The sequence below is a fragment of the Brevundimonas mediterranea genome, from assembly GCF_011064825.1.
In the GTDB taxonomy this organism is placed as follows: domain Bacteria; phylum Pseudomonadota; class Alphaproteobacteria; order Caulobacterales; family Caulobacteraceae; genus Brevundimonas; species Brevundimonas mediterranea_A.
Genome location: NZ_CP048751.1, coordinates 2,460,340 through 2,483,624, shown reverse-complemented (window position 1 = coordinate 2,483,624; position 23,285 = coordinate 2,460,340). Strand labels below are relative to the sequence as shown.

Genomic DNA, 23,285 nt, shown 5'->3' with positions numbered 1-23,285 from the left:
CGCGGGACGGTGATAGCGATGGTCCTGAACGCTCATTGCACCGCCTCCGGCGCAGCGGCGGCGACTTCGGCGGGGGCCGCCTGCGCGACGGCGGGCGTGGCCGGAGCCGGGGCGGGCGCAGCCTTCAGCGCAGGAAGCTGGTCTTCCTTGGCCTGGCGATGCACCTCGACCGGCGCCAGGCCGATCTGCCGCGACAGGCTTTCCAGCCGCGCCGGTTGCTCCAGCCGGGCGACCTCGGCGCGCAGCAGGCGGACCCGCTGGCCGTTCTCGCGGATGTCCTGCTCCAGCTGGGCGATGCGGCTGCTCTCGCGCGCCGCCGCCGCCTTGGCCGCATAGACGGAGACGATCATCACGGCCACCAGGGCCACGCCGATGATCTCGATCCAGCGCACGCCGCGCACCTTCCAGTCGAACAGGCGATGCAGCGCGGTGCGGGAATAGGTGAAGAAGGGCGCCGTGGTCATGCCGCAGCCCTCCCGCCGATCCGGCCCCAGGCCGGCGCCTCGGTGCGGACGGCGGCGCGCAGCTTGGCCGAGCGGGCGCGAGGATTGGTCGAGCGTTCCCCCTCCCCTGCCTCGCGCGCGCCCTTGAACTGAAGCGTGAAACTGGGCTTGCGCGGATCGACGGCGATGGGGGCGTGACGCGATCCGGCCGGCGTATTGCCGGTCCGCTCGGTCAGGAAGGCCTTGACGATCCGGTCCTCCAGCGAATGGAAGGTGACCACCGCCAGGCGGCCGCCGGGCGCCAGGGTCGCCTCGGCCGCCTCCAGCCCGCGCTCCAGCTCGCCCAGTTCGTCGTTCACCGCGATGCGCAGGGCCTGGAACACCCGCGTCGCCGGATGGATCGGCGCGCCGCGACGCCCGCCCAGCGCCTTTTCCACCACCTCGGCCAGGTCCAGCGTCCGGGTGAAGGATTGCTCGACGCGGCGGCGCAGAATGGCGGTGGCGACGCGGCCCGACTGGCGCTCCTCGCCGTACAGTTTGAAGATATGGGCCAGGGGACCGTGGTCCCAGCTGTTGACGATGTCGGCGGCCGTCTCGCCCTCATCCGACATCCGCATGTCCAGCGGCCCGTCGCGCATGAAGGAAAAGCCGCGCTCGGCCTGATCCAGTTGCATCGAGGAGACGCCGATGTCGAACACGGCGCCGTCCAGCTTCGCCTTGCCGCTGTCGGCGAAGGCCTGAGCCAGACCCGAGAAGGGCGTGCGGATCAACTGGAACTGACCGGGAAAGTCCTTGGCGACCGCGTCGGCGTGCGGCTGAACCGTCGGATCGCGATCCAGGCCGATGACCTGGGCGCCGGTCGCGAGGATGGCGCGGGTGTAGCCGCCGGCGCCGAAGGTGGCGTCGATCACGACGTCGCCGGGACCGGGCTTCAACGCCTCGATCACCTCGGCCAGCAGGACGGGGGCGTGGGGCGCTTCGGTCAAGACCCGCCTCCCGCCAGCTTCATCTGGGCCGCCAGCTTCAGGGCGCCGATCTGGGCCATGCCGGCCTTGGCCAGGGCGCGCTGTTCGGCGCGACGGGCCGCCCACTTCTCGCGCGACCAGATCTGGAACCGGTCGTTCAGGCCGACGATGACGACCGTGTCCTCCAGCCCCGCCTCGGCGCACAGGCCTTCCGGCAGGGTGATGCGACCGCCGGAATCATAGGCCAGGCGCACCTGTTCGCCCATCACCTGCCACTCCAGCGCCGAACGTTCTTCGGAGCCGAACGGCAGGGACTCGATCATCTCGGCATAGACGGCGAACAGGCGGTCGCCGCCCGCTTCCAGACAGTCGGCCTCGATGGAGGGAAAGATGAAGACGCCGCCGGCGGCGCCGTTTTCGGTCGTGCGGAAATCGTTCGGGATCAGGAGACGGCGCTTGCCGTCCAGCTGCTTCTCGTAGGTCGAGAGAAACACGCTCTGCCCAATCGAACCCTTCGGCCCGTCCCTAGATGCCCGACGAACGCCCGACGCGCCCGCCTCTCAGCCCCAAATCATGCGACTGGGATAGCATGGGACGAAATGGGTCTCAATGGGATCGAAGCCAAGATTTAACCATGTTTTGACATGTGACGACTTAGGCACGCTTGAACATACAGAACATACACGGAACACGCCTAGTATTCACAGGCTGTGGGGCGTTCTAACCTTCCCTGCCCCGTCAACAGGTTAACGACCGCAAAACTGCGGGAGCGTCGTCAGAACACTGAAATGCGGGGATAATCCGAACTCGGACCAGGCGACGCGCAATGGGGAGGCGCCGGCGTCCCACCCCACGGGCTCAGGAAGGCCGATAGGCCCGAGAAAATTCGACCTCAAGTAGCGCGAAGCGCGATAGGCCCAAGAAAACCGCCTCAAGCAGCGCGAAGCGCGATAGGCCTTGGGAAAATATGCCAGACGGCCTGTAAGCCGGGTTTTGTTCCGCCCCAGGCCGAAACCTGGAACGACGACGATCATTCCTCTGGACCGTCCATTGCTGAACGGTTCTCGCGACCTACCCGGACATCTGAGGCGGTGAGCCCCGCGAGGCGAACCCCGCGCGATGTCCCTATTTGGTCTTGCTCCAGGCGGGGCTTGCCATGCCGTCCCTGTTGCCAGGCACGCGGTGGGCTCTTACCCCACCCTTTCACCCTTACCGGTCTCGCGAGGCCGGAGGTTTGCTTTCTGTGGCGCTATCCCTCGGGTCGCCCCGGGCGGAAGTTATCCGCCGCCTTTTCACCGTGGAGCCCGGACTTTCCTCGACGAGATCAAGTCCCGCCGCGACCGCCCAGCCGTCTGGCGGGGGCTAGATGCGCCGCCACGTCGCGCAGGTCAACAACTAGCTGGGCGAGGCCCTGCGCGGCTGATTGACGAGACAGAACCGCCATGGCTGATAAGCCTGTCGGAGGATGGCGGACATGATGAAGTATGGGGCGGCCAACGGGCGCGCGCGGCTGCTGGTGATCTTCGGAGCCGCCTCGCTGGCGGCGGTCGGCGTGGGGGCGTGGGTGTGCGCGGCCAGCGGCGTGCCGACAGGATCCTGGGTGCGAAATCTGGCGGCCTGGATGGTTGGGGGGCTGGCTGCGGCGGGTTTGGCGGCGACGGCGCGGCCTGCGGTCCTGCCTATCGTGCCTTGGCTGGCGGGCGCAGGGCTGGCGACCACCTTCTTCAATCCGGCCCAGGAGGGCGTTCATCGTTGGATCGACGTCGGTCCCCTTCACGTCAATGTCGCCATGGTCGTTTCGCCTGCCGCAGCGGTCGCTCTGGCGATGGCGGCGGACCGCCTGACGGTCTGGATCGCGGCCTTCGTCGCCCTGGCGCTCCTGGTCGCCCAGCCGGACGCGTCCCAGGCCACGGCGATGGCCGGGGTGATCGGGCTGGTCGCCGCCTTTTCGCTGAAGACCCGCGTGATGAAGGCGCTGGCCATCGCGGGCGCCGGTCTGTTGACCACTGTGGCCTGGATGCGGCCCGATCCCCTGCAACCGGTCGCCGAAGTGGAGGAGATCGTCGGGATGGCCTTTCGACTGTCGCCCGTCATCGGCGGCCTGGCGCTGATCGCCCTGATCGGCGTCGTTGCGGTTCCGGCCGCCCTGAGTCCATCCAAATCCGGATCGGCTCTGGCCGGCGCGGCGCTGAGCCTCTGCCTGGCCTTGTGGGCGGTCACGCCGATGTTCGGCGCCTTCCCCGTCCCTCTCGTCGGGATCGGCATGAGCCCCATTCTTGGCGCCTGGCTGGGCGTAGGCCTGCTGGCGGCCCTGCACCGCAGGCCGCCCCCTAGTCCAGCACGCCCGTGACGCTTTCGACGCTGGCCAGTTGCAGCAGGCCGACCAGCCGCGCCCGCGTCTCGCCGTCGGCGACGCCGTCGATGCGGTCGGGGCGCCAGTGGCGCTGGAAGGCGCGGACAGTGGTTTCGGTCTCGGCGTCATAGTCGCCGCCGGGCGTCAGCCCATAGCCCAGCCGGTGCAGGCCGGCGCGCAGGACCACGGCCCCGATCCCCTGGTCGCCCTTCTGCAACAGGCCGCCCAGGGCCTTGATCCGGTCGGCGGCGGGCTCGAACCAGAGGCCGTGGCCCGCCTCGGCCAGGCGTTTCCACGGGAACAGCTCGCCGGGATCGGTCTTGCGCGCCGGCGCCAGGTCGGAATGGGCGATGATGCGGTTGTCGGGAATGGTCCAGCGGTCGCGGATGTCGCCGATCAGGGCGATGACCGCCGCGATCTGGGCCTCGGGAAACAGCCGATAGCCGAACTCATGGCCCGGATTGACGATCTCTATGCCGATGGAGGCGGCGTTGCAGTCGTCCTCGCCGCGCCAGCCCCCCGCCCCGGCATGCCAGGCGCGCCGTTCTTCGGGCACAAGCTGGAAGATCCGGCCGTCCTCCTCGACCAGATAATGGGCCGACACCTTGGCCTCGGGGTCGCGCAGCCGCGCCAGGGCGGCCTCGCCCGTCTCCATGCCGGTATAGTGCAGCACCAGCATGTCGGGCGGCGCCCGACGCGTGTCGAAGTTCGGCGAGGGCGCCGCAATCAGGTCAATCATGGCTTCAGGCCTCAGCGGCCGTGGCGTTCCCAGCCGTAGGCGACCCAAGTCCCGTCCACCTTGTGCGCCTCGATCACGTCGGGATCCCCGGCGCGGCGGCGGGGCGCCAGGTTGCGGCGCGCGCGCATGGCCAGACCGGCCAGGAAGACCAGCACCCCGGCGAACAGGGCGATCACCGCGACGGCGGCGGCGGTGAAGACGGCCAGGACCGCGCCCACGGCCATGGCGGCGACGGCGGCGATCATGCCGGCGATCCACATCACGGAGGCCACGAGGCCGTTGGGCCGGCGGCGAGCGGCGAAGCCGATGGTGGCGAGACGTTCAGGCTGGAACATGGGTCATCCTTTCAGGCGTCCCGAAGAACGCCCATTCCACAATGTCGGTCCATCGGGCCTCGCGGTCAATGGATCCGCCTTCAAGCCTGCGTGCGATGGATCGTCACTGCCGGCCTCAGAACATCGGCTGGTCGGCCAGGACCACCGCGCCCTCGCTGCGCATCCGCTCGCCTTCGATGCGGCGCATCACCGCCTGGGCCTGGGGATCGGCCATGACGCCGCCCAGCATGACCAGGGCCTGGGCCGCCTCGCTCTGGACCCCGAACATCTCGGACAGGGCTTCCCACGGCGACTTCGACTTGGGGAAATGCTTGAAGCGGACCGATTCCCCGGCGGGGATCTTGGCCAGAGCCTTGGCCTTGGCCACCGCCTCGGTCAGGCCGCCCAACTGATCGACCAGGCCCAGCGGCAGGGCCTGGGCCCCCGTCCAGACCCGGCCCTTGGCGATCTCGCGCACGCGGGCCGGCTCCAGCTTGCGGCCCGTGGCCACCCGCGTGATGAAGTCGTCGTAGATCCGGTCCATCGAGCCGGCGAAGGCGGCGCGCTGGCTGTTGGTGAAGGACTGGGTCGGCGAGAAGGCGTCGGCGTAGGGACCGCCGACCGTCAGTTCACGCATGTCCACGCCGAACCGGCCCAGGGCGTCGGCGATCACGAACTTGCCGCCGAACACGCCGATCGAGCCGGTCAGGGTCGAGGGCTGGGCCACGATCCAGTCGGCTTCCGAACTGATCCAGTAGCCGCCCGAGGCCGCATAGGCGCCCATGGACACCACCACCGGCTTGCCGGCGGCCTTGGCCGCGCGCACGGCGGCCAGGATCTGTTCCGAGGCTTCGGGCGATCCGCCCGGCGAAGAGACGCGGAAGACGATGGCCTTCACGCCCTTGTCCTCGATGGCGTCATAGATGGCCTCGGCCGTGTCGTCCGAATGGATCGAAGAGCCGCCGCCGAAGCCGCCGCCGTCGCTGCGTCCGGTCACGATGGCGCCCTCGCCGCCGACGATGGCGATGGCGTTCTTGCCCGAGCCGGTCCGCTCGCCCTTGTCCGACGTGTACTGGTCGAACTCGACGATTTCGGCGCCCTTGCCGGCGCGGCGCTTGATCTCGGCCTCGGCCTCCTCGACCTGGCCGATCTTGTCGATCAACTTGTTCGCCAGGGCCTGTTCGGCCGAATAGGGGCCGGCCTCGATCACGGTCTTCAGCGCCGCCGGCGTCGTCTTGCGGTCCTGGGCCGCATTGGCCAGGGCGCTGTCATAGAGGGAGGTCATCCAGGCGGTCATGGCCTCGCGGTGCGGGCCGGTATAGTCGCTCTGGGTGTATTCGTTGACGGCGTTCTTGTACTCGTAGCGCTGCTCGAAATCGGCGCGCACCCCGTATTTCTCGAACGCCCGCCCCAGGAAGACGCTGTCGGCCGAGAAGCCCGTCGCCTGGAAGCCGGCCGTGTTCTGCATCCACAGTTCCGAGGCCGAGGCCCCGACCATATAGGTGGACATCACCGCCCCCATGGGCGCGAAGCCCTGGCTGTGGGCGATGACCGGCTTGCCCGAGGCGCGGAAGCGGCGGACCGCCTGGCGCAGTTCGTCCGCCGTCGCCGGGGTCATGCCGCTTTCCGGCAGGCGGATCAGCAGGGCCTTGACGCTCTTGTCCTCCTCGGCCTGGGCCAGGCCGTCCACCACCTGGGTCACCGACAGGCCGGACCCGCCGAAGGCCGCGAACGGGTTGGTCGAGGGCTGGTCGCTGACGCCCTCGCGCAGGTCCAGCTCCAGCACCGAGGTCGCGGGCGCCGTCGGCTTGGACGAGCCGGCGATCGCCACGGTCAGCAGCACCACCGGAATGACGACGACGAACAGGATCAGTCCGGTGAAGACACCCAGGACCGTCAGGAAGAATTGCTTCATGGGAGAAGGCGCGCTCGCAAGGGGCCGAAAATGGCTCGGCTTCACCATAGCCTCGGAACGGTCACCGTCAAATGAACGTCCCGCAACGTAGGCGCGTCGGATCGCCCCGGATCCACCATGTTGCGGCGCCGCGTGACGATTGATGCGCGTCCCGGAAATCCCTATATGAGCCGCAAGCGAGCGGGGGCCTGTCGCCCGCGCCATAGACCGGAGACCGCCCCATGCTGGTCACCCTGATGAAATCCAAGCTGCACCGCGCCACGGTGACCCAGGCCGACCTCGATTACGAAGGCTCGATCGCCATCGACATGGACCTGCTGGACGCGGCGGGCATCTTTCCGCACGAACAGGTCGATGTGCTGAACATCACCAACGGCGCGCGGTTCACCACCTACGCCATCGAGGCGCCGCGCGGCTCCCGGGTCATCGGCGTCAACGGCGCCGCCGCCCGCCTGGTCCAGAAGAACGACAAGGTGATCGTCGTCACCTACGGCCAGCTGCCCCAGGAAGAAGCCCGCCAGTGGACGCCGAACGTCGTGCTGCTGGACGACGCCAACGAGATCAAGCGCGCCGGCTGACGCCCGCCCCTTTCCCACCAGGGAAACAATCGACCCTCACGCCGAATGCAACAAGGCCCGCCGTCGCCGGCGGGCCTTTCTTCATTCCGAACCGCGGATCAGCGGGCGATGTCGTAGACGCCGGTGATGTCGATCCGGACCGTCAGTTCGCCGGCGGCGACCGGGGTGCTGTCGCGGCTTTCCATCGCCATGGCGCGCACGGCGAACAGCTGCGGCGGCGCGGGCGAATAGCCGCCGCCTTCGCTCAGGTTGCGGATGCCGGCCAGCTGGACGTTCAGGGCCTGGGCGTACAGCTGCGCCTTGGCCTGCAGGGCGCGCACGGCCAGCTGACGCGCGCGATCCTCGGCCGCGCTCGGATCCTTCAGGCCGAAGCTGATGCCGTCGATCTGGTTGACCCCGGCGGCGACGACGGCGTCGGCGGTGGTTCCGACCTTGCTCAGGTCGTTGATCGTCACCGTCACCCGGTTCACGGCCTGATAGCCGCGCAGCTTGGGCGGTTCGTTCTGCACATAGTCATATTGCGCCGACAGGTTCAGGCCCGAGGTCTGGACGTCGCGCTCGGCGATCCCGGCGCGGCGCAGGGCGGCCATGACCTGGGTCATCCGGGTCGCATTGTCGCGCATGGCCTCCTGGGCCGTCGCCGCCTCGGTCTGGACGCCGAAGCTGATGGTGGCCATGTCCGGCGCGGCCTTGACCTCGCCATAGGCCGACAGGTTCAGCGACGGGGCCGGCTGCATCATCTGGATCGCGCCCGGCTGCAGGGTCTGGGCCATCGTCGGCGCGGCCGCGCCCAGGGCGACAGCGGCCGTCAGGGCCCCGCCCAGCATCAGGGTTTTGAACGCGCGTTTCATGCAGAAGTCTCCGTAGAACGATCCCGACCGACGGGTTCGTCGATCCATGGCCGCAACCTTGGCCTTTTACACCTGAACCAACGTCCGCGCCTCCCCGTCGGTTTCCGTTCATCTTGATGAATTCGCCGAAAACCGTCCGACGACCCCGCGCCCCTTGGCAAGCCGCGCCAACCCCTGCTAGGCGGTTCCTCCCGCCGCACCGCGCGCCAGGACCGCCGGTCCCGTCGCGTCCTGGGGGCCTGTAGCTCAATGGTTAGAGCCGACCGCTCATAACGGTCTGGTTGGGGGTTCGAGTCCCTCCGGGCCTACCAACTCTGTGTCGAGACCACTTAAGAGGTGGGTCAAATTCGGTTAAGAGCGGCTCAGCGACTGGAGTCATCGGCCATGCACCGGCTGGCTGTCCGCGCCTGACTCTAAGGGACATCGAGAAAGTCCGCTTTCGGCGAACAGGGCTCATTCGGAAGGCAAAGTCGCTTGCGAAGGCTCAGCTGAGCCATTGCGAGGCCAGGTCCGTGCGGCTCCGAACGAGCCCCGGCCGCTGCCGATAGTCGCAACGGCGAGGTCGTGTCCGGACAGCCGTCACGCCAGCTGCTAATCTCGCGTCCGCAGCCTAGAGCGCCTAGGGCTGCGCGATGCGCCAAGCGCCGTTGAGGACGCCGTCGCCGGTGATGTCGCCCGGCTTGGCGTCCTTGGTCCAGGTGTAGAGGGGGCGGCCCTGGTAGGCCCATTGACGGGAGCCGTCGTCCCGGATGACGACGGTATAGCTTCCGCTCGCTTGCGCATCCGCATCGGCGGCGAAGGGCGGCCAGTTTGCGGCGCAGGGTCCATTGCAGACCGATTTGCCGTCGCTGTCCTTATCGAACGTATAGAGGGTCATGCCCTGCGCGTTCGTGAGCGCGGGACCTTTTGCGGTTTCCCCCGTTCTGGCCGGATCAGCGGCCAGCGCGGCGGTGGATACGGACAGCGCGAGCACGGTTGCGATGATGGCGCGGGTTATCACAGGTCAACTCCTTCTGTGGGCTGGACCTGCAATAGACAGCCCACGCACGGCGATTATTCCCGACCCCCTGATTAAATCTCGCGCGGACGGGTCGACAGAGGTTTGAGAGCTGCCGGGAAATCCCCTTCCGCCGGCTGTTCACCTCCATGGCGAGACCCGGCGTGGAGCTCCACAAGCGCTCGCACCCGACGTCAGCCCAACCGTCCGCCCCCCTTTCAGCTCAAGCCGCAGGGCGGCGGCAAGGGTTCCGCTTGAGGCGACGCCGCCTCCCCGCCCCCATCGGCCTCAGCTCTGGTCCAGGTCGTCGACGTCCTCATCCTTCGCGGTGGTCGGGACCGGTGTGCGGGGGTCGGCGCTGAGGGGGCCCTGGGGCAGGTCGCCTTCGGGCTGGCGGCTGGACGACGGGCCTTCCTGCAGCCGCTGCGTCATGGGGTCGGGCCCGATCTGGCCGCCCGGCCCGATTCCGCCGGCGCGCAGCCGCAGCTCCTCGGGCGGGGTGTTCAGCGATCGGCCCCGGGCGACGCCCTGGGGCAGGGCGTCCTAGGCCTGTTGCTCGCGGTTGCGGTCGGTCATGGTCTATCTCCTGGGTTTCAGGAAATAAGACCCGCGCGCCGCCGATGTTCCCGCACCGCGGCGGCGGCTCAGCCCTCGGTCCAGCGCTCCACGTCGGGCTGGAGCCCGATCAGGGCCAGGCCGGCGGCGATGGATTCGAACTCGCCGCCGGTCTCGATCCGCGATGCGCCGAAGCGGCGGTGGAACAGGGCGCGCACGGCCGGGGTCAGGGAGGTGCCGCCGGTGAGGAAGACCCGGTCGATCCCCTCCAGCGGCAGGCCCGAGGCCTGAAGCGCCTCGTCCAGGGCGGTCTCGATGGCGGTCAGCTCCGGCGCGATCCAGGCCTCGAACTGGGCGCGGGCGACCGGGGCCTCGATCCGCACCCCGCCGGCGACGAACGAGAACTGGGCCGTCTCGGCGCGCGACAGGTCCTGCTTCAACGTCGAGACGGCGCGGTACAGGGCGTGGCCGTGGTTGTCGTCCAGCACCTCGATCAGCCGCTCGATCTTCTCGGGCTCCAGCGAGGTCGAGGCCAGGCCCCGGATGTCGCGCATGTCGCGCGAGGCCCGCAGCAGGGCCAGCTGGTCCCAGCGGGCGAAGGCGGAATAATAGCGCTGGGGCGCCGGCAGGGTCTTGCCCAGGCTGGTGTAGAAACTGCCCTTGCCCAGTTCCGGCGACACCAGATTGTCGATGATCCGGTAGTCGAAGGCGTCGCCCGCCACCCCCACGCCCGACCGGGCCAGGGGCGTGGACTTCAGCCCGTCGGGCGTGTGTTCGAAACGGATGATCGAAAAGTCGCTGGTGCCCCCGCCGAAATCGGCGACCAGCACCGTCGCATCCTGTTTCAGGGTCCGCGCGAAATAGAAGGCGGCGCCGACCGGCTCATAGGCGTAGCGGACGTCCTCGAACCCCAGCCGTTTGAAGGCGGTCTCGTAGCGCTCCAGGGCCAGGGCCTCGTCCGGCCGCCCGCCGGCGAAGGTGACGGGCCGGCCGACGATGACGCGCGGCGGCAGGTCGGCCATGGCCGCCCCCGCATGGTGGCGCAGCTTCAGCAGGAAGGCGGACAGCAGGTCCTCGAACGTATAGCGGCGGTCGTGGATGCGGGTCTCGGTGAAGGCGGCGCTGGCGGCGAAGGTCTTGAACGACTGGATGAACCGGGTGTCGTGCGGATCCTCGACATAGGCCTCGATGGCCCAGGGCCCGGCCTCGACGATCCGTTCGGGCCGCCCCTCGCCCTCGGCGGCGTGGAACTGGAAGCTCAGGGCCGAGCGGAAGGTGGCGGTCTCGCCGCCCTCGATCGCGAACTGCACCAGGACGGCGCCCGTCTTCGGATCGGCCAGGGCGACGACGGAATTGGTCGTACCGAAATCTATGCCGATCGTCAGCGGCTGTGGCGTGGTCATGACCCGGCTCCTCGAAGGGCGGGCTTCCTACAGCGTCCGGGCGCAATAGGAAACGCCGGATCGGCGCTTTACCGGCGGTTCGTCGCCTCGGCGTGTCGCGCCAGCAAGGCTTCGGCCTGGTCCAGGTGCAGACGTTCGACCATGGCGCCCCCGACCCGGATCGCGCCACGGCCCTCGGCCTCCGGCGCGGCGAAGGCTTCGACAATGTCGCGCGCCCGGGCGACCTCGGCCTCCGACGGCGAGAAGGCGGCGTTGGCGCAGGCGATCTGCGACGGGTGGATCAGGCTCTTGCCGTCGAACCCGTACAGCCGCCCCTGCACCGCCTCGGCCGCCAGTCCGTCCGCATCCTCGATCCGGTTGAACACCCCGTCGATGGCCAGCAGTCCCTGCGCCCGCGCCGCTACCACCAGAGCCGCCAGCCACGGCTTGAACGGTTCGCGGTCCGGCGACGCCCCGGTTCCCAGCGCCTTGGCCAGGTCGTTGACCCCCAGCATCAGCCCGTCCAGCCGCCCGCCGGCCGCAGCAATGTCGTTCAACCCGATCAACCCGCGCGGCGTCTCGATCATGGCCCACAGCGCCGCCCCCGGCGCCCGAACCGAGATCGCATGGACCGTCTCCACCGTCTCCACCTTGGGCGCCACGATCAGGCCGGCGCCGGCCTCCGCCAGGGCGTCCAGATCATCCTCGCCCCAGTCGCTGTCCAGCGCGTTGATCCGCACCCCCAGCCTCGGCCCAAAACCTCCGGCGCGAACCGCCGCCACCGCCGCCGCCCGCGCCTCGGCCTTGGCCTCGGGCGCCACCGCGTCCTCCAGGTCCAGAATGGCCACATCGCAGTCCAGCGTCCGCGCCTTCTCCACCGCCCGCGCGTTCGACGCCGGCAGATAAAGCACGCTGCGGACCAGCTCGCCCCGCATCAGACCCGCCCGGTCACGGGCACCAGCGCCCCGGTCATGGCCCGGCTCTCGGGCGAGGCCAGGAACAGGATCACCGCCGCCAGATCGGCCGGCGCCACCCAGGCGGCCGGATCGGCGTCCGGCATGTCCTTGCGATTGGTCGGGGTGTCGATGATCGAGGGCAGGACGGCGTTGACGGTCACCGCCGTCGTCTTCAGCTCCTCCGCCAGGGCCTGGGTCAGGGCGTGAACGCCCAGCTTGGCCGCCCCATAGGCCCCCATGCCCGCGCCGGGCTTCAGCGCCGCGGCCGAGCCGACATTGACGATCCGCCCGTCGGCCGCCGCCTTCAGATAGGGCAGGGCCGCGCGGCTGGCGTTCAGGGCGGTGGTCAGGTTCAGCGCCTGCATCCGGTCCCAGGCCGGCGCCGCGTCGTCCGTCGTTTGCCACACGAAGCCGCCGGCGATATTGGCCAGCACGTCCAGCCGCCCGAACCGGCTGATGACAGAGGCCACGGCCCCCTCGGCCTGGGCCGGGTCGGTCAGGTCCACCCCGCCGATCTCCAGCACCCCGGCCGGGACCGGATGACCCTCGGCGTGGTCGATGACGGCCACCGCCAGCCCCGCCGCCTGCGCGGCCTCCAGCACGGCCCGGCCCAGCACCCCGTGCCCGCCGGTAATCACCATCACCCGTTGCGTCATCTCGTCCTCCATCCCTTCCCCCTGTTTTTCAGCTCAACCGGCGGCGAAGACCTTGGCCATCAGCCGCTCCAACCCCGCCTGGTCCACGACGTCGAAGGCGGCCGGCGTCGTCGCATCCACGTCGAACACGGCGATCAGTTCGCCCGCCGCGTCCAGCACCGGAACCACGATCTCGCTGGCCGAACGGCTGTCGCAGGCGATATGGCCGGGGAAGGCGTGAACGTCCTCGACCAGTTGGGTCCGCCGCGTCGCCGCCGCCGCCCCGCACACCCCGCGCCCGAAGGCGATGCGCAGGCATCCCAGCGTGCCCTGATACGGCCCGACCACCAGTTCGTCGGCCTTGTCCGGCGCCACCACATAGAAGCCCGTCCAGAAGAAGTCGTCGAAGGCGTCGGCCAGCATCGAGGCCACCGTCGCCATCCGCGCCGTCAGATTGGGCTCCCCCTCCAGCACGGCCAGCACCTCGGCCTCGACCTCGGCGTAACGGTCAGCCTTGTCGGCGGGGCGGTCGTCGCGGGCGACGTAGGACATGGGCGGCTCCTTCGATTCGCAGCCGATATAGGGGGCGGTCGTCTCCGACGCGAGCTTTCGTCTCAGGACCGAATTTTCTAAGCATCGGAAATCAAACAACAAGGTTCTCCGGCCTGAAAATAGGGGCTTGCTGCCGCACAGCTTTGTCGCAAAACAGCGTTAACCATGATGAACGATCGGACCTGTCGGCGCACGTGGGCGTCGTCCTGCGTCATGGCGTACACAGGATTACCGGGGGCGACAGCGACTGATGAAGGAGCACGACAAAACGGCGCACGACCCCTTCCGTCTCCAGCGGCATCGCACGCCCCTGGCCGGCGGCGCCCTGGCGATCGTGGTCCTTCTGATCGCCGTTCTGCTCCTGGCCAGTTGCGGCGACGGCCGGCCGGGCTTCTGGCGTCGGGGCGGCCAGAATGACGCCACCCTCTCCTGCCCCCGCCCCGCCTCGGTGACGGGGTCCGAGTTCAACGCCCAGGAGGCCGGTCTGCGGGCCCTGCGCCGCGCCGCCTTCCGCGGCGACGTCTTCGCCCAGCTGGAGCTGGGTTCGCGCTACGCCGCCGTCCGCGCCACCGACAAGAATATCGAGGACCCGATCGAAAGCGCGGTCTGGTACGCCATGGCCCTGGCCAATGACGAGGGCTACGCCCCGATCAACCGGGTCGAACGCAACAGGGGCGGACTGTTCGGCGGCGGCTGGCGCCCGCTGTCGCGCTACGACGACTGCCGCGCCTTCGAACGCCACCGCGCCTATCAGGTGCTGGACCGCCAGCTGTCGCGGATGAGCCGCGAGGAGCAGGAGGCGGTGCGCGACCGGGTCATCTACGTCCTCTCGACCCAGGACGCCGAGGGCTATCGCACCCTGGCCCGGCTGCATGACGGTCTGTACGGCCCGTTCGGCGAGCCCGAGGACAATCCCGAGGCGCGCGAGGCCCTGGGCCGCGCGGCCGACGGCCAGGGCCTCGGCCAGAAGCGTCCGCGCGGCGGCTACTGGGCCGCGATCAACCTGTTCCAGCGCAACGACGTCGACGCCTATCTGTACAACTATCTGGCGGTCCAGACCGGCGACGTCGGCGCCTATGTGCTGATGAAGGATTTCGAACGTTCCTCGCCCGGCCGCGCCCAGTACGCCGGCTTCGTCGAGGCCAAGGCGCGCCAGTGGACGCCGCCGTTCGAATTCTATCCGCTGGAGGCCCCGGCTTCCGGCGTGCCCTTCTCGGACGAGAGCCGCCCGCGCGGCGACGCCTATGAATACGCCCTGTCGCGGATGCAGGGCGAACTACCCTTCGTCCACGTCGGCCGCGCCCTGCGCTATCTGGGCGTGACCCCCGAGGCCGTCACCGCGCCCGAGCAACTGTCCCGTCAGCAGATCGAGGCCTTCGAGGCCATGATCGGCCATGCGACCGAAAGCCGGCTGTCCCCGGTCGAACGGGTCCGCGCCATCCAGCTGGCCGCCGTCAACGGCTCGTCCGAGGCCCAGCTGGTGCTGGCGGTCATGTACGCCGAGGGCATCGGCCTGCCCGCCGACTACGCCCGGTCGTTCAAGTGGTTCGAAGAGGCGGCCCGCCAGGGTAGCCCCGAGGCCAAGTTCGCCATGTCCACCTATTTCGCCCTCGGCGTCGCCGGTGTGGCGGACCAGGACAAGGCCGACGCCGTCGCCTACCGCATCGAATCCGCGCTGTCGGGCTTCGGCCCCTCGGCCTCGCGCCTGCAGGCCCTGCTGTCCCAGGTGTCCCGCGCCCAACAACAGCGCCGTTAACAGGGAGGGTCTGGTCGCATGAACATCCGCTCGCTCGCGAAAGTCTCGCTCCTCGCGGCCTTCGCCCTATCCACCCTGGCGGCCCTGCCCGACCCGGTTCAGGCTCAAGTCGCCGCCAAGGTCGAGGCCCAGACCCGGCCCAACTTCGGCGTCCTGCTGGACCCGCCGACCCGCAGCCGGCCGCGCGCCCATCGCCGCTATGACTATGGCCGGTATCGCGGCCCCGACTGGCGCCCCCTGCCCCGTCCGCCGCACCAGGAAGAGGTCGTCCTGGTCGATTGCGGCGGCAATCCCGGTTCCGGCGCGATCGAAAGCGCGGTCCAGCGCGTGCGCCCCGGCGGCACATTGATCATCCGCGCCCGGGCCGGCGCCTGCGTCGGCTGGCTGAACATCGACAAGCCGATGACCGTCATCGGCGACAGCGGCTTCGATCCGCGCCGCTGGGATGCGGCGACGCCGACCCTTCAGGCGCCGGACGGCCTGCCCTGCCTGACCGTCGCGCCCGGCGTCCGGGTCGAGGTCCGCGACCTGGTCTTCGCCTCGCCCCGCGGCGGCGATGCGGCCTGCGTGGTCGGCTACAATGCCGAGATCGTCATGAGCCGGGTCGGCTTCCGCCACGTCGGCGACGAGGCCGCCCTCTATGTCGACGGCGGCCTGCTGGACCTGCGCGACGTCCTGATCGACGCCCGCACCGTCTCGGCCGCCATCGTCGCCGACGGCGCCGCCGTGACCCTGTACGAGACCGCCGTCGCCGGGGCCCAGTCGGGCGTCGACCTGACGCCGGGATCAGGCGCCCCGTCCACCCTGACCTCGGTCACCCTGATCGGCTCGGAACAGCCGAACAATTTCGGCCCCCGCGCCATCGGCCTGATCGTCCGCGCCGCGCGCGACTACGGCCAGGTGGCCGTCAGCAACGCCAAGATCTGCGGCTATGTCGAGGGCGTGGCGGTCGAGGGCGCCTCGGTCTCGGTCTCCAACAGCCGGATCTGCAAGGGCGACAAGGGGGCGGTCCTCTATAACGGCGAGCTGCTGTTCGATCAGAACCGCGTCCGCGTGAACCAGGTCGGGGTCGCGGCCGCCTCGGGCCGGGCCGTGGTCACGGGCAACAGTTTCGCCGGGGTCCGCGACGCCATCTACGCCGAGGAACGCGCGACCATCCAGGCGCGCGGCAACAGCGTCTGGTCCCGCGATCTGTGCCGCCCCCGCTTCGAGAACCGCTACCGCGACCGCTACGCCCCGTCCTGGAACGGCAACGACGGCGGGTACGACTGCCAGCAGACCCCCTACCCCCGCGACTGGTGGGAGGCGGAAGACGGTCCCTATTTCGACCAGGCCTACGTCCTCGACGGCTACGACCGCTACCAGCAGGGCTATGGCTGGTACGACCGCGCCGGCCGCTACATCCCCGACGACCGCTACCGCGGCGACGACCGCTGGCGCCGCGGCGGCTGGTTCTAGGTCCGCGCCCCCTCCGTCTCGCCGGCTTCGCCGGCGATCCACCTCCCCCAAGGGGGGAGGAATGGGATGACGGAGATCCTCCCCCCTTGGGGGAGGTGGCGCGGCGCAGAGCGCCGTGACGGAGGGGGCCCGAACGGGTCCAACTATCACAATGACGCTGGTCCTGCCGTAACGATTCCAGCGGCTTGTCAGATTCTCGTCCCGACTTCCCCGCCTGGGTTCGCCCACCCCCTATAATCACTCCCGGTCTCGTCGCTTGGAGGGCTCGCTTGGCCTGCGACCTTGCGGCGGCGGGAGCGGATGGAACGGGAGCGGGGTGCAATCCCTCCGCGCCGACGGCGTCTCAAAACGCCGTCGGAGGGTCGAGGGGGATACTCGGCCGCACTCGGGACGGTTCTTCGCAGGGACCGCCGACCCGTCGCAGGCTTACGGGGTTAGGCGATAAGACCGCCACCGCTCGGCGCCCCGAGCTTGCAGGCCAACCAACCGCGCGGGGGCGTCAAACCTTCGAAACGGTATTTCTAGATCAAACTCCGGGCGAAGGCCCGGCGCCCCGCCCAGCCCTCCATAAACTTCGCAACGAAAGCGCGAAGACGACGCCAATTCGACCCGACGCGACACTGCGTCATCTTGTCAGACGGGGCAAAGCGCCCCACCTGAACCTATCCAAAAATCACCCCTTCGCCCGCGACAGGAGCCTCGATGCCGCATGCCGACAGCCTGATTCTCACCCTGGTCGGAGGATTCGTCCTCGCCTTCGTGTTCGGCATGTTGGCCAATCGGCTGAAGCTGTCGCCCCTGGTCGGCTATCTGGTCGCGGGCGTCGCCGTCGGCCCCTATACGGGCGGTTTCGTCGCCGACACCGAACTGGCGCCGCAACTGGCCGAGATCGGCGTCATCCTGCTGATGTTCGGGGTCGGGCTGCACTTCTCGCCCCGGGATCTGATGCAAGTGCGCCAGGTCGCCGTGCCCGGCGCCCTGGTCCAGATCGCCGTCGCCACCGTCCTGGGCTGGGCCCTGGGCCGGGTGGTGCTGGGCCTGGGGGATGTCGAGGCCCTGCTGATGGGCTTCGCCCTGTCGGTCGCCTCCACCGTGGTCCTGCTGCGCGCCCTGGAAGAGCGCAAACAGGTCAAGGGCGAGGTCGGCCGCATCGCCGTGGGCTGGCTGATCGTCGAGGACATGGTCATCGTCATCGCCCTGGTCATGCTGCCCATGATCATCGTGCCCGCCGGAACCCAGACCGACCTCGCCGCCCTGGGCATGGGCATCGGCTGGACCCTGCTGAAGGTCGGCCTGTTCGTCGCCGGCATGCTGGTCGTCGGCGGCAAACTGATCCCCTGGCTGCTGGTCCGCATCGCCCACACCCGGTCGCGCGAGCTCTTCACCCTGGGCGTCCTGGCCATCGCCCTCGGCATCGCCTGGCTGGCCTATTATCTGTTCCATTCGTTCGCGCTCGGCGCCTTCCTGGCCGGCCTGGTGATGAACGCCTCGCCGCTGGGCCACAACGCCGCCGAACGGTCCCTGCCCCTGCGCGACGCCTTCGCCGTGCTGTTCTTCGTCTCGGTCGGCATGTTGTTCGACCCCATGATCCTGGTGCGCCAGCCCTGGGCCGTTCTGGGCGTCCTCGGCATCGTCATCATCGGCAAGTCGCTGGCCGCCCTGGCCATCGCCCGCGTCTTCAGGCTGGACCGCTCCACCGGCCTGACCGTCGCCGCCTCCCTGGCCCAGATCGGCGAGTTCTCCTTCATCCTGGCCGCCCTGGGCGTCAGCCTGGGGGCCATGAGCCGCGAGACCCACGACCTGATCCTGGCCGCCGCCCTGCTGTCGATCTCGCTGAACCCCTTCGTCTTCCTGTTCACCGACCGGATGGGCGGCCGGCCCCGCCCGCCGGTCTCGGGTTCGCCCGAGGCCAAACAGGCCGCCATCGATCACAAGGCCGAAATGGCCGGCCCCAACCCGGCGACGGCGTGAAACTGTCCTTGGCCTCGAACCCCGATCATCGTTAACTGACCCCATGGACGCGACGAACACGACACAGGCCGCCCTCCACTATGGCGACGGCGAATTCGCGGTGTTGAAGCCGGGACGGTTCGTGCGCTGCGCCGTCACGGAAAAGCCGATCCCGCTGGAGGTGCTGCGCTACTGGAGCCCGACCCGGCAGGAGGCCTATTTCGGCCCGGCCGAATTCATCGCCCGGATGACCGCCCCTTGATCGGCCGCCGCCCGCTGCTGCTCGGCTTCGGCGCGGCCCTGGCGACTCCGCGGATGCTGGGCGCCTCGGCCCTGCCCCAGGGCGCGGCTCAGGGCGCGGTCGATCTGGTCCTGAACGGCGCCTGGCGTCAGGGCGGCTACGCCCTGGGCCGCACCGAGCCGCGCGCCCTGATCCTCGTGGACGGCGAGGCCCTGTCCACCGCCTCGACCGACGGCCTCTTCATCGTCGGCTTCGACCGCGACGCCCCCGCCCTGGCCGAGATCGAGGCCCGATCCGGCGCCCGATCCACCCGCCGCGTCCTGGACGTCGCGCCCTACGCCTTCCCCTCGACCCGCGTGGACGGCCTGCCCCCCGCCACGGTCGAACCCAGCGATCCGGCGCTTCTGGACCGCATCCGCCAGGAGGTCGCCCTCAAGACCGAGGCCTTCGCCAGCCGGGCCGACGCCGACGACTTCCGCGACGGCTTCATCTGGCCGCTCGAGACCTACCGCATCTCCAGCGAATGGGGCGCCCAGCGCATCCTGAACGGCACGCCGGCGCGGCCCCATTACGGCGTCGATCTGGCCGCCCCGGCCGGGACCGTGATCCGCGCCCCGGCCGACGGCCGCATCGTCTTCACCCGCCCGAACATGCATTTCGAGGGCGGCCTGACCCTGATCGACCACGGCCAGGGCCTGATCAGCGCCTATCTGCACCAGTCGCAACTGGACGTGACCCCGAACCAGCCCGTCCGGCGCGGCGATGCCCTGGGCCGCGTCGGCATGGCAGGCCGCGCCACCGGCCCCCATCTGTGCTGGCGCCTGAAATGGCGCGACCGCAATCTGGACCCGTCCCTGCTGGTCGGCGCCAGCGCGCCCCGGCGTCTGGCCTGATTTTATGGCTCAGCTTGCGATAGTAAGGATAAACACGTAGTTTCCCCGCCTCGCTTCGGGGGCTCCGATGTCATCGCTTCAATCGCTGGCCGTTCTGCTGGTGGACGACAATCAGCATATGCGCGCCATCACCTCGGCCGTGCTGAATTCCGCCGGCATCCACAAGGTTCACGAAGCGCCCGACGGCGCCGTGGCCCTGGACATTCTCAGCCACCAGCCCGTCGATCTGGCCATCGTCGATTACAACATGTTCCCGCTGGACGGCGTCGAGTTCACGCGGCTGGTCCGCACCGGCCCGGACAGCGCCAACATCTACCTGCCCATCATCATGATGAGCGGCCATGCCGAAAAGAGCCGCATCTATGCGGCCCGCGACGCCGGCGTCACCGAATTCCTGGTCAAGCCGATCACCGCCAAGGCCATCCTCGACCGGATAAACGCGGTCATCCTCAAGCCCCGCGCCTTCATCAAGACGAGCGCCTACTGCGGTCCCTGCCGCCGACGTCGCGACGTCGAGGCCTATGCCGGGCCGTTCCGCCGCGCGGCCGATTCCAGGCGATCGCCCAGGGCCGCATAGACCCTGTCCGGCCAGCGCCGGTGAACCCAGAACCAGTCCTCCGGAACCTCGCGAACCCGATCCTCGACGAAGCGGTTCACCGCCTGGACGCCCGCCAGCACATCAGCCGCCTTGTCCGCAGTCTCGGGGATCATGATCGGCTCATGCGCCGTCACCCGGAACCGGACGCCAGGCAGACGCACCACCGACAGGGGCTGGATCACCGCCCCGAACTTCAGCGCCAGTCGCGCCGCCCCCGGCGAGGCGTTGACCGGCTGACCAAAGAACTCGACCTCCGGCCCCTGATTGTATTTCTGATCGACCAGAAGCGCGATGGAATCGCCCCGCTTCATCCCCGCCATCAGCTCGCGCGTCCCGTCGCCCTTGGGCGCGAACAGGCGGATGCCGTAGCGCTCGCGGCTCTGGCGGATCAGGGCGTCCACATAGGGATTGTTCGCCGCCCGATAGGTCACCTGGCACGGCAGGCCGGAGGCCATGATCACCGCCGCCATGACTTCGAAATTCGCCAGATGGCCCGAGATCAGCACCGCCGCCTTGCCGCTGTCACGCAGGGCGTGCAGCCGCTCCATCCCGACCACCTCGACCCGTCCGCCCTCGGGCGTCAGCTGATCCATGACCGCCAGTTCGGCGAAGGTCCGCCCCGTCCGGTCCCACTGTTCCAGCGCCAGGGCCTCGCGCCGGGCGTCCGTCATGTCGGGGAAGGCGATCCGCAGATTGCGCATCACCGTCTTCTGGGTGCCCGTCTTCGGTCCCAGCGTCCGCAACAGCCAGCCGCCCAGGCCCGAGGCGCGCTCGACCCCGAGCAGGCGCAGGAACGAAAACAGCGCCTGGAAGGCGACGGCCTGCAGGCGCCAGATCAGATCCTGCCGCACGCTTGTGGCGCTGCCGCCCCTCGGGCTGTTTGAGCGCGCCTCTGTGGCGCGCTCAAACTTCGGCTCTTCTCGCGTGTTTTCACCAGGCAATCGTCAATCCACCGTCCACCACAAGGGTCTGCCCCGTCACATAGGCCGAGGCGGGGCTGCACAGATAGACCGCCGTGCCGGCGATTTCATCCGGCTGGCCGATCCTTTTCAGCGGCGCGGGCTCCGTCACCGTCTTCAGCAGCTCGGGATTCTCCCACAGATATTTGGCGAAATCGGTCTGGACCAGGCCCGGGGCGATACAGTTGACCCGCACGTTCGACGGGCCCCACTCCACCGCCAGGTTCCGCACCAGTTGCATGTCGGCCGCCTTGGAGATATTGTAGGCGCCGATCAGGGCGTTGCCGCGCAGGCCGCCGATGGACGAGATCACCAGGATCGCCCCGTCCTTGCGCTCCACCATCTGCGGCGCGACCATCTGGATCAGCCAATGGTTCGAGATGACGTTATTCTGCAGGATCTTCTCGAACTGATCGTCGGCGATCCCGCCCATCGGCCCGGCGTAGGGATTGGTCGCGGCGTTGCAGACCAGGATGTCGATCTGACCGAAGGCGGCGTTCGTCTCGTCCACCAGCCGCTGCAAATCCTCCTTGGAGGCGATATTGGCGGGAACCGCGATGGCGCGCCCCTCGCCGTACTTGCCGTTGATCTCGGCGGCGACCTCGTCGCACGGCCCGGCCTTGCGCGAGGAGATGACCACCTTGGCCCCGTGTTCGGCCAGCCGCTCGGCGATCGCCTTGCCTATGCCGCGCGACGAGCCGGTGATGATGGCGACCTTGCCGGTGAGATCGAACAGTTCCATTGGGTTTCCCTTGAGTTCCGCCGGGTTATTTGCGCCCCGGCTCTAGCCGAACGACATTGATAGCCTGATACTCAGGCGATTCCATCCGGGAGTGGCCACCGCCAGCCGATGCGTAACCTGACCACGGGCTTTCTGTACTTCGCCTATCTGTTCCTCGGCATGACCGTGGGGGCCTTCCTGTGGCGTGCGGGCCTGGGCGCCGGCGCGGGCGTGGCGGGCGCGCTCGGGGCGCTGGGTCTGCTGGGTGCCTTCCATGGCATCGTCACGGGCGTCGCCGCCCGTCGCGCCCTGAAGAAGGAGATCGACCAGGTCCGCGAGGCCCACCGCCTGCTGGCCGATGCGATGGAGTCGACCCAGGGCGCCCTGACCGAACTGGCCCACGCCATCGAGAGCGGCGCCCTGTCAGACACAGACGCCCTGACCGGCGAAGTGCGAATGCTGGAGACCCTGGTCCAGCAGATGAGCGAGAGCATCGACCACCGGCTGTCGGCCGCCCCCAGCATCGGGGTCGAGACCTTCGAAGGCCGGCGCCAGGCCCAGTCGAACGTCCTGCTGCGCACCATCCACGAGGCGCTCAGCGAGGGTCGGGTGGACCTCTATCTTCAGCCCGTCGTATCCCTGCCCCAGCGCCGCACGATCTTTTACGAGAGCTTCACCCGCCTGCGCGACGCGACCGACCGGGTCATGATGCCGGCCGAATATCTGTCGCTGGCCGAAGGCGAGGGCCTGGTGCCCGCCATCGACAATCTGCTGCTGTTCCGCTGCGCCCAGATCGTGCGCCGGCTGGCGCGCCAGGACCGCAAGGTCGGGGTCTTCTGCAACGTGGCCCTGACCTCGCTGGGCGACGAGACCTTCTTCCCGCGTTTCCTGGAGTTCCTCAGCGAGAACCGCGATCTGAACCAGGCCCTGATCTTCGAGCTGGGCCAGGCCAATTTCGACGCGCGCGGCGCCGTGGAGGCGCGCAACATGGCGCGGCTGGCCGACATGGGATTCCGCTTCTCGCTGGACAAGGTCCAGACGCTGGACCTCGACTTCGCCGACCTGCAGCGGGCGGACGTCAAGTTCATCAAGGTGTCGGCCGACCTGCTGATCGAACAGCTTCTGGATCTCGACGGCGGAGCGCCGCTGCGCTCCATGCCCGACATCCAGGCCGCCGACTTCGCCGCCCTGACCCGCCGCTACGGCGTCGAGGTCATCGCCGAAAAGGTCGAGAACGAGCGTCAGGTCGTCGACATCCTCGAGCTGGACGTCGCGATGGGCCAGGGCCACCTGTTCGGCGAACCCCGCGCCATCAAGGAACAGGTGCTGGCCGAGACCGACCCCCCCGCCGACTTCCTGCGCTCCACCCTGCGCAGCGCCGAACAAAGGCGTCGGTTCAGCTGAACCGGCCTGTCTGCCTCCTCCCCATTTGATGGGGAGGAGACTTTCGTCATGGCGTCCGAGCGGCTACTCA

24 protein-coding genes, 1 tRNA gene and 1 other RNA gene are annotated in these 23,285 nt (G+C 69.0%); 10 read left to right on the top strand and 16 right to left on the bottom strand.

From position 1 onward, the window contains the following. Positions 1-32 precede the first annotated feature (32 nt). From ftsL to rnpB, 4 genes are all read right to left on the bottom strand, one after another. Positions 33-464 (bottom strand): cell division protein FtsL, encoded by a 432-nt coding sequence (gene ftsL, locus GYM46_RS12165; RefSeq protein WP_050771666.1) that lies wholly within the window; start codon positions 462-464, stop codon positions 33-35. Continuing rightward, the gene (gene rsmH, locus GYM46_RS12160) at positions 461-1,429 is read right to left on the bottom strand and encodes a 16S rRNA (cytosine(1402)-N(4))-methyltransferase RsmH (protein WP_008261132.1); all 969 of its coding nucleotides are present in this window, start codon (positions 1,427-1,429) and stop codon (positions 461-463) included. Before rsmH ends, ftsL begins: the two co-directional genes overlap by 4 nt. Continuing rightward, positions 1,426-1,902, bottom strand: a complete 477-nt coding sequence (locus GYM46_RS12155; RefSeq protein ID WP_008263595.1) for a division/cell wall cluster transcriptional repressor MraZ — start codon at positions 1,900-1,902, stop codon at positions 1,426-1,428. Before GYM46_RS12155 ends, rsmH begins: the two co-directional genes overlap by 4 nt. Positions 1,903-2,374: 472 nt before the next feature. Further along, an RNA gene (gene rnpB / locus GYM46_RS12150) (RNase P RNA component class A) lies at positions 2,375-2,764 on the bottom strand. 118 nt (positions 2,765-2,882) lie between these two features. On the opposite strand from rnpB, the gene GYM46_RS12145 reads away from it, so the two are divergent. Further along, the gene (locus GYM46_RS12145) at positions 2,883-3,758 is read left to right on the top strand and encodes a hypothetical protein (RefSeq protein WP_230307517.1); all 876 of its coding nucleotides are present in this window, start codon (positions 2,883-2,885) and stop codon (positions 3,756-3,758) included. Here GYM46_RS12145 and GYM46_RS12140 read toward each other — a convergent pair. The 3 genes from GYM46_RS12140 to sppA form a co-directional block, all read right to left on the bottom strand. Next, a complete protein-coding gene (locus tag GYM46_RS12140; RefSeq protein ID WP_008262983.1) occupies positions 3,739-4,500 on the bottom strand; it encodes an N-acetylmuramoyl-L-alanine amidase in 762 nt (253 codons plus the stop codon). The two genes, GYM46_RS12145 and GYM46_RS12140, sit on opposite strands and share 20 nt — an antisense overlap. Before the next feature lie 11 nt (positions 4,501-4,511). Continuing rightward, positions 4,512-4,835, bottom strand: a complete 324-nt coding sequence (locus GYM46_RS12135; protein WP_008259396.1) for a hypothetical protein — start codon at positions 4,833-4,835, stop codon at positions 4,512-4,514. Positions 4,836-4,950: 115 nt separating this feature from the next. Further along, positions 4,951-6,729: a signal peptide peptidase SppA gene (gene sppA / locus GYM46_RS12130; protein ID WP_008263743.1), complete on the bottom strand. Its 1,779-nt coding sequence runs from the start codon at positions 6,727-6,729 to the stop codon at positions 4,951-4,953. A 221-nt stretch (positions 6,730-6,950) separates the two neighbouring features. Between sppA and panD the strand changes: the two genes are divergently transcribed. Then, positions 6,951-7,307 (top strand): aspartate 1-decarboxylase, encoded by a 357-nt coding sequence (panD, locus tag GYM46_RS12125; RefSeq protein WP_008263195.1) that lies wholly within the window; start codon positions 6,951-6,953, stop codon positions 7,305-7,307. 98 nt (positions 7,308-7,405) lie between these two features. On the opposite strand, the gene GYM46_RS12120 is transcribed toward panD, so the two are convergent. Further along, positions 7,406-8,158, bottom strand: coding sequence for an SIMPL domain-containing protein (locus GYM46_RS12120; RefSeq protein ID WP_035309072.1), 753 nt, complete (start codon positions 8,156-8,158; stop codon positions 7,406-7,408). A 235-nt stretch (positions 8,159-8,393) separates the two neighbouring features. On the opposite strand from GYM46_RS12120, the gene GYM46_RS12115 reads away from it, so the two are divergent. Continuing rightward, a tRNA-Ile gene (locus tag GYM46_RS12115) sits at positions 8,394-8,469 on the top strand. 308 nt (positions 8,470-8,777) lie between these two features. On the opposite strand, the gene GYM46_RS12110 is transcribed toward GYM46_RS12115, so the two are convergent. From GYM46_RS12110 to GYM46_RS12085, 6 genes are all read right to left on the bottom strand, one after another. Beyond that, on the bottom strand, positions 8,778-9,158 hold the full coding sequence (locus tag GYM46_RS12110) for a COG4315 family predicted lipoprotein (protein WP_231492527.1): 381 nt from the start codon (positions 9,156-9,158) through the stop codon (positions 8,778-8,780). Positions 9,159-9,443: 285 nt separating this feature from the next. After that, positions 9,444-9,587 carry a hypothetical protein gene (locus tag GYM46_RS12105; RefSeq protein ID WP_008261469.1) on the bottom strand — a complete coding sequence of 48 codons (144 nt, stop codon included), beginning with the start codon at positions 9,585-9,587 and terminating at the stop codon, positions 9,444-9,446. 212 nt (positions 9,588-9,799) lie between these two features. Then, positions 9,800-11,113, bottom strand: coding sequence for an Hsp70 family protein (locus GYM46_RS12100; RefSeq protein ID WP_008259600.1), 1,314 nt, complete (start codon positions 11,111-11,113; stop codon positions 9,800-9,802). A 68-nt stretch (positions 11,114-11,181) separates the two neighbouring features. Beyond that, on the bottom strand, positions 11,182-12,027 hold the full coding sequence (locus tag GYM46_RS12095) for an HpcH/HpaI aldolase/citrate lyase family protein (protein ID WP_008261273.1): 846 nt from the start codon (positions 12,025-12,027) through the stop codon (positions 11,182-11,184). Beyond that, positions 12,027-12,704 (bottom strand): SDR family NAD(P)-dependent oxidoreductase, encoded by a 678-nt coding sequence (locus GYM46_RS12090; protein ID WP_040350171.1) that lies wholly within the window; start codon positions 12,702-12,704, stop codon positions 12,027-12,029. Before GYM46_RS12090 ends, GYM46_RS12095 begins: the two co-directional genes overlap by 1 nt. Positions 12,705-12,737: 33 nt before the next feature. Next, positions 12,738-13,235, bottom strand: a complete 498-nt coding sequence (locus GYM46_RS12085) for a GAF domain-containing protein (protein WP_008260090.1) — start codon at positions 13,233-13,235, stop codon at positions 12,738-12,740. A 250-nt stretch (positions 13,236-13,485) separates the two neighbouring features. Between GYM46_RS12085 and GYM46_RS12080 the strand changes: the two genes are divergently transcribed. The 6 genes from GYM46_RS12080 to GYM46_RS12055 all read left to right on the top strand — a co-directional run bounded on the left by GYM46_RS12080 (position 13,486) and on the right by GYM46_RS12055 (position 20,110). Beyond that, a complete protein-coding gene (locus GYM46_RS12080) occupies positions 13,486-14,991 on the top strand; it encodes a tetratricopeptide repeat protein (RefSeq protein WP_008259937.1) in 1,506 nt (501 codons plus the stop codon). A gap of 18 nt (positions 14,992-15,009) precedes the next feature. Further along, positions 15,010-16,449, top strand: coding sequence for a hypothetical protein (locus GYM46_RS12075; RefSeq protein WP_008259884.1), 1,440 nt, complete (start codon positions 15,010-15,012; stop codon positions 16,447-16,449). A 702-nt stretch (positions 16,450-17,151) separates the two neighbouring features. Beyond that, positions 17,152-18,420 carry a cation:proton antiporter gene (locus GYM46_RS12070; protein ID WP_008259579.1) on the top strand — a complete coding sequence of 423 codons (1,269 nt, stop codon included), beginning with the start codon at positions 17,152-17,154 and terminating at the stop codon, positions 18,418-18,420. A 43-nt stretch (positions 18,421-18,463) separates the two neighbouring features. Beyond that, the gene (locus GYM46_RS12065) at positions 18,464-18,661 is read left to right on the top strand and encodes a DUF2093 domain-containing protein (RefSeq protein ID WP_008261088.1); all 198 of its coding nucleotides are present in this window, start codon (positions 18,464-18,466) and stop codon (positions 18,659-18,661) included. Further along, complete coding sequence (locus GYM46_RS12060) at positions 18,658-19,533, top strand: M23 family metallopeptidase (RefSeq protein WP_008260618.1); 876 nt, start codon at positions 18,658-18,660, stop codon at positions 19,531-19,533. The genes GYM46_RS12065 and GYM46_RS12060 overlap by 4 nt, the downstream gene beginning before the upstream one ends. A 67-nt stretch (positions 19,534-19,600) precedes the next feature. Next, positions 19,601-20,110 carry a response regulator gene (locus GYM46_RS12055; RefSeq protein ID WP_035305571.1) on the top strand — a complete coding sequence of 170 codons (510 nt, stop codon included), beginning with the start codon at positions 19,601-19,603 and terminating at the stop codon, positions 20,108-20,110. On the opposite strand, the gene GYM46_RS12050 is transcribed toward GYM46_RS12055, so the two are convergent. Together GYM46_RS12050 and GYM46_RS12045 are read right to left on the bottom strand one after the other, a co-directional pair. Next, a complete protein-coding gene (locus GYM46_RS12050) occupies positions 20,053-20,982 on the bottom strand; it encodes a lysophospholipid acyltransferase family protein (RefSeq protein WP_008258824.1) in 930 nt (309 codons plus the stop codon). The genes GYM46_RS12055 and GYM46_RS12050 overlap by 58 nt on opposite strands. Positions 20,983-21,061: 79 nt before the next feature. Further along, a complete protein-coding gene (locus tag GYM46_RS12045; RefSeq protein WP_008260395.1) occupies positions 21,062-21,832 on the bottom strand; it encodes an SDR family NAD(P)-dependent oxidoreductase in 771 nt (256 codons plus the stop codon). Between the two features lie 108 nt (positions 21,833-21,940). Between GYM46_RS12045 and GYM46_RS12040 the strand changes: the two genes are divergently transcribed. Further along, on the top strand, positions 21,941-23,215 hold the full coding sequence (locus GYM46_RS12040) for an EAL domain-containing protein (protein ID WP_008258738.1): 1,275 nt from the start codon (positions 21,941-21,943) through the stop codon (positions 23,213-23,215). Positions 23,216-23,285: the final 70 nt, after the last annotated feature.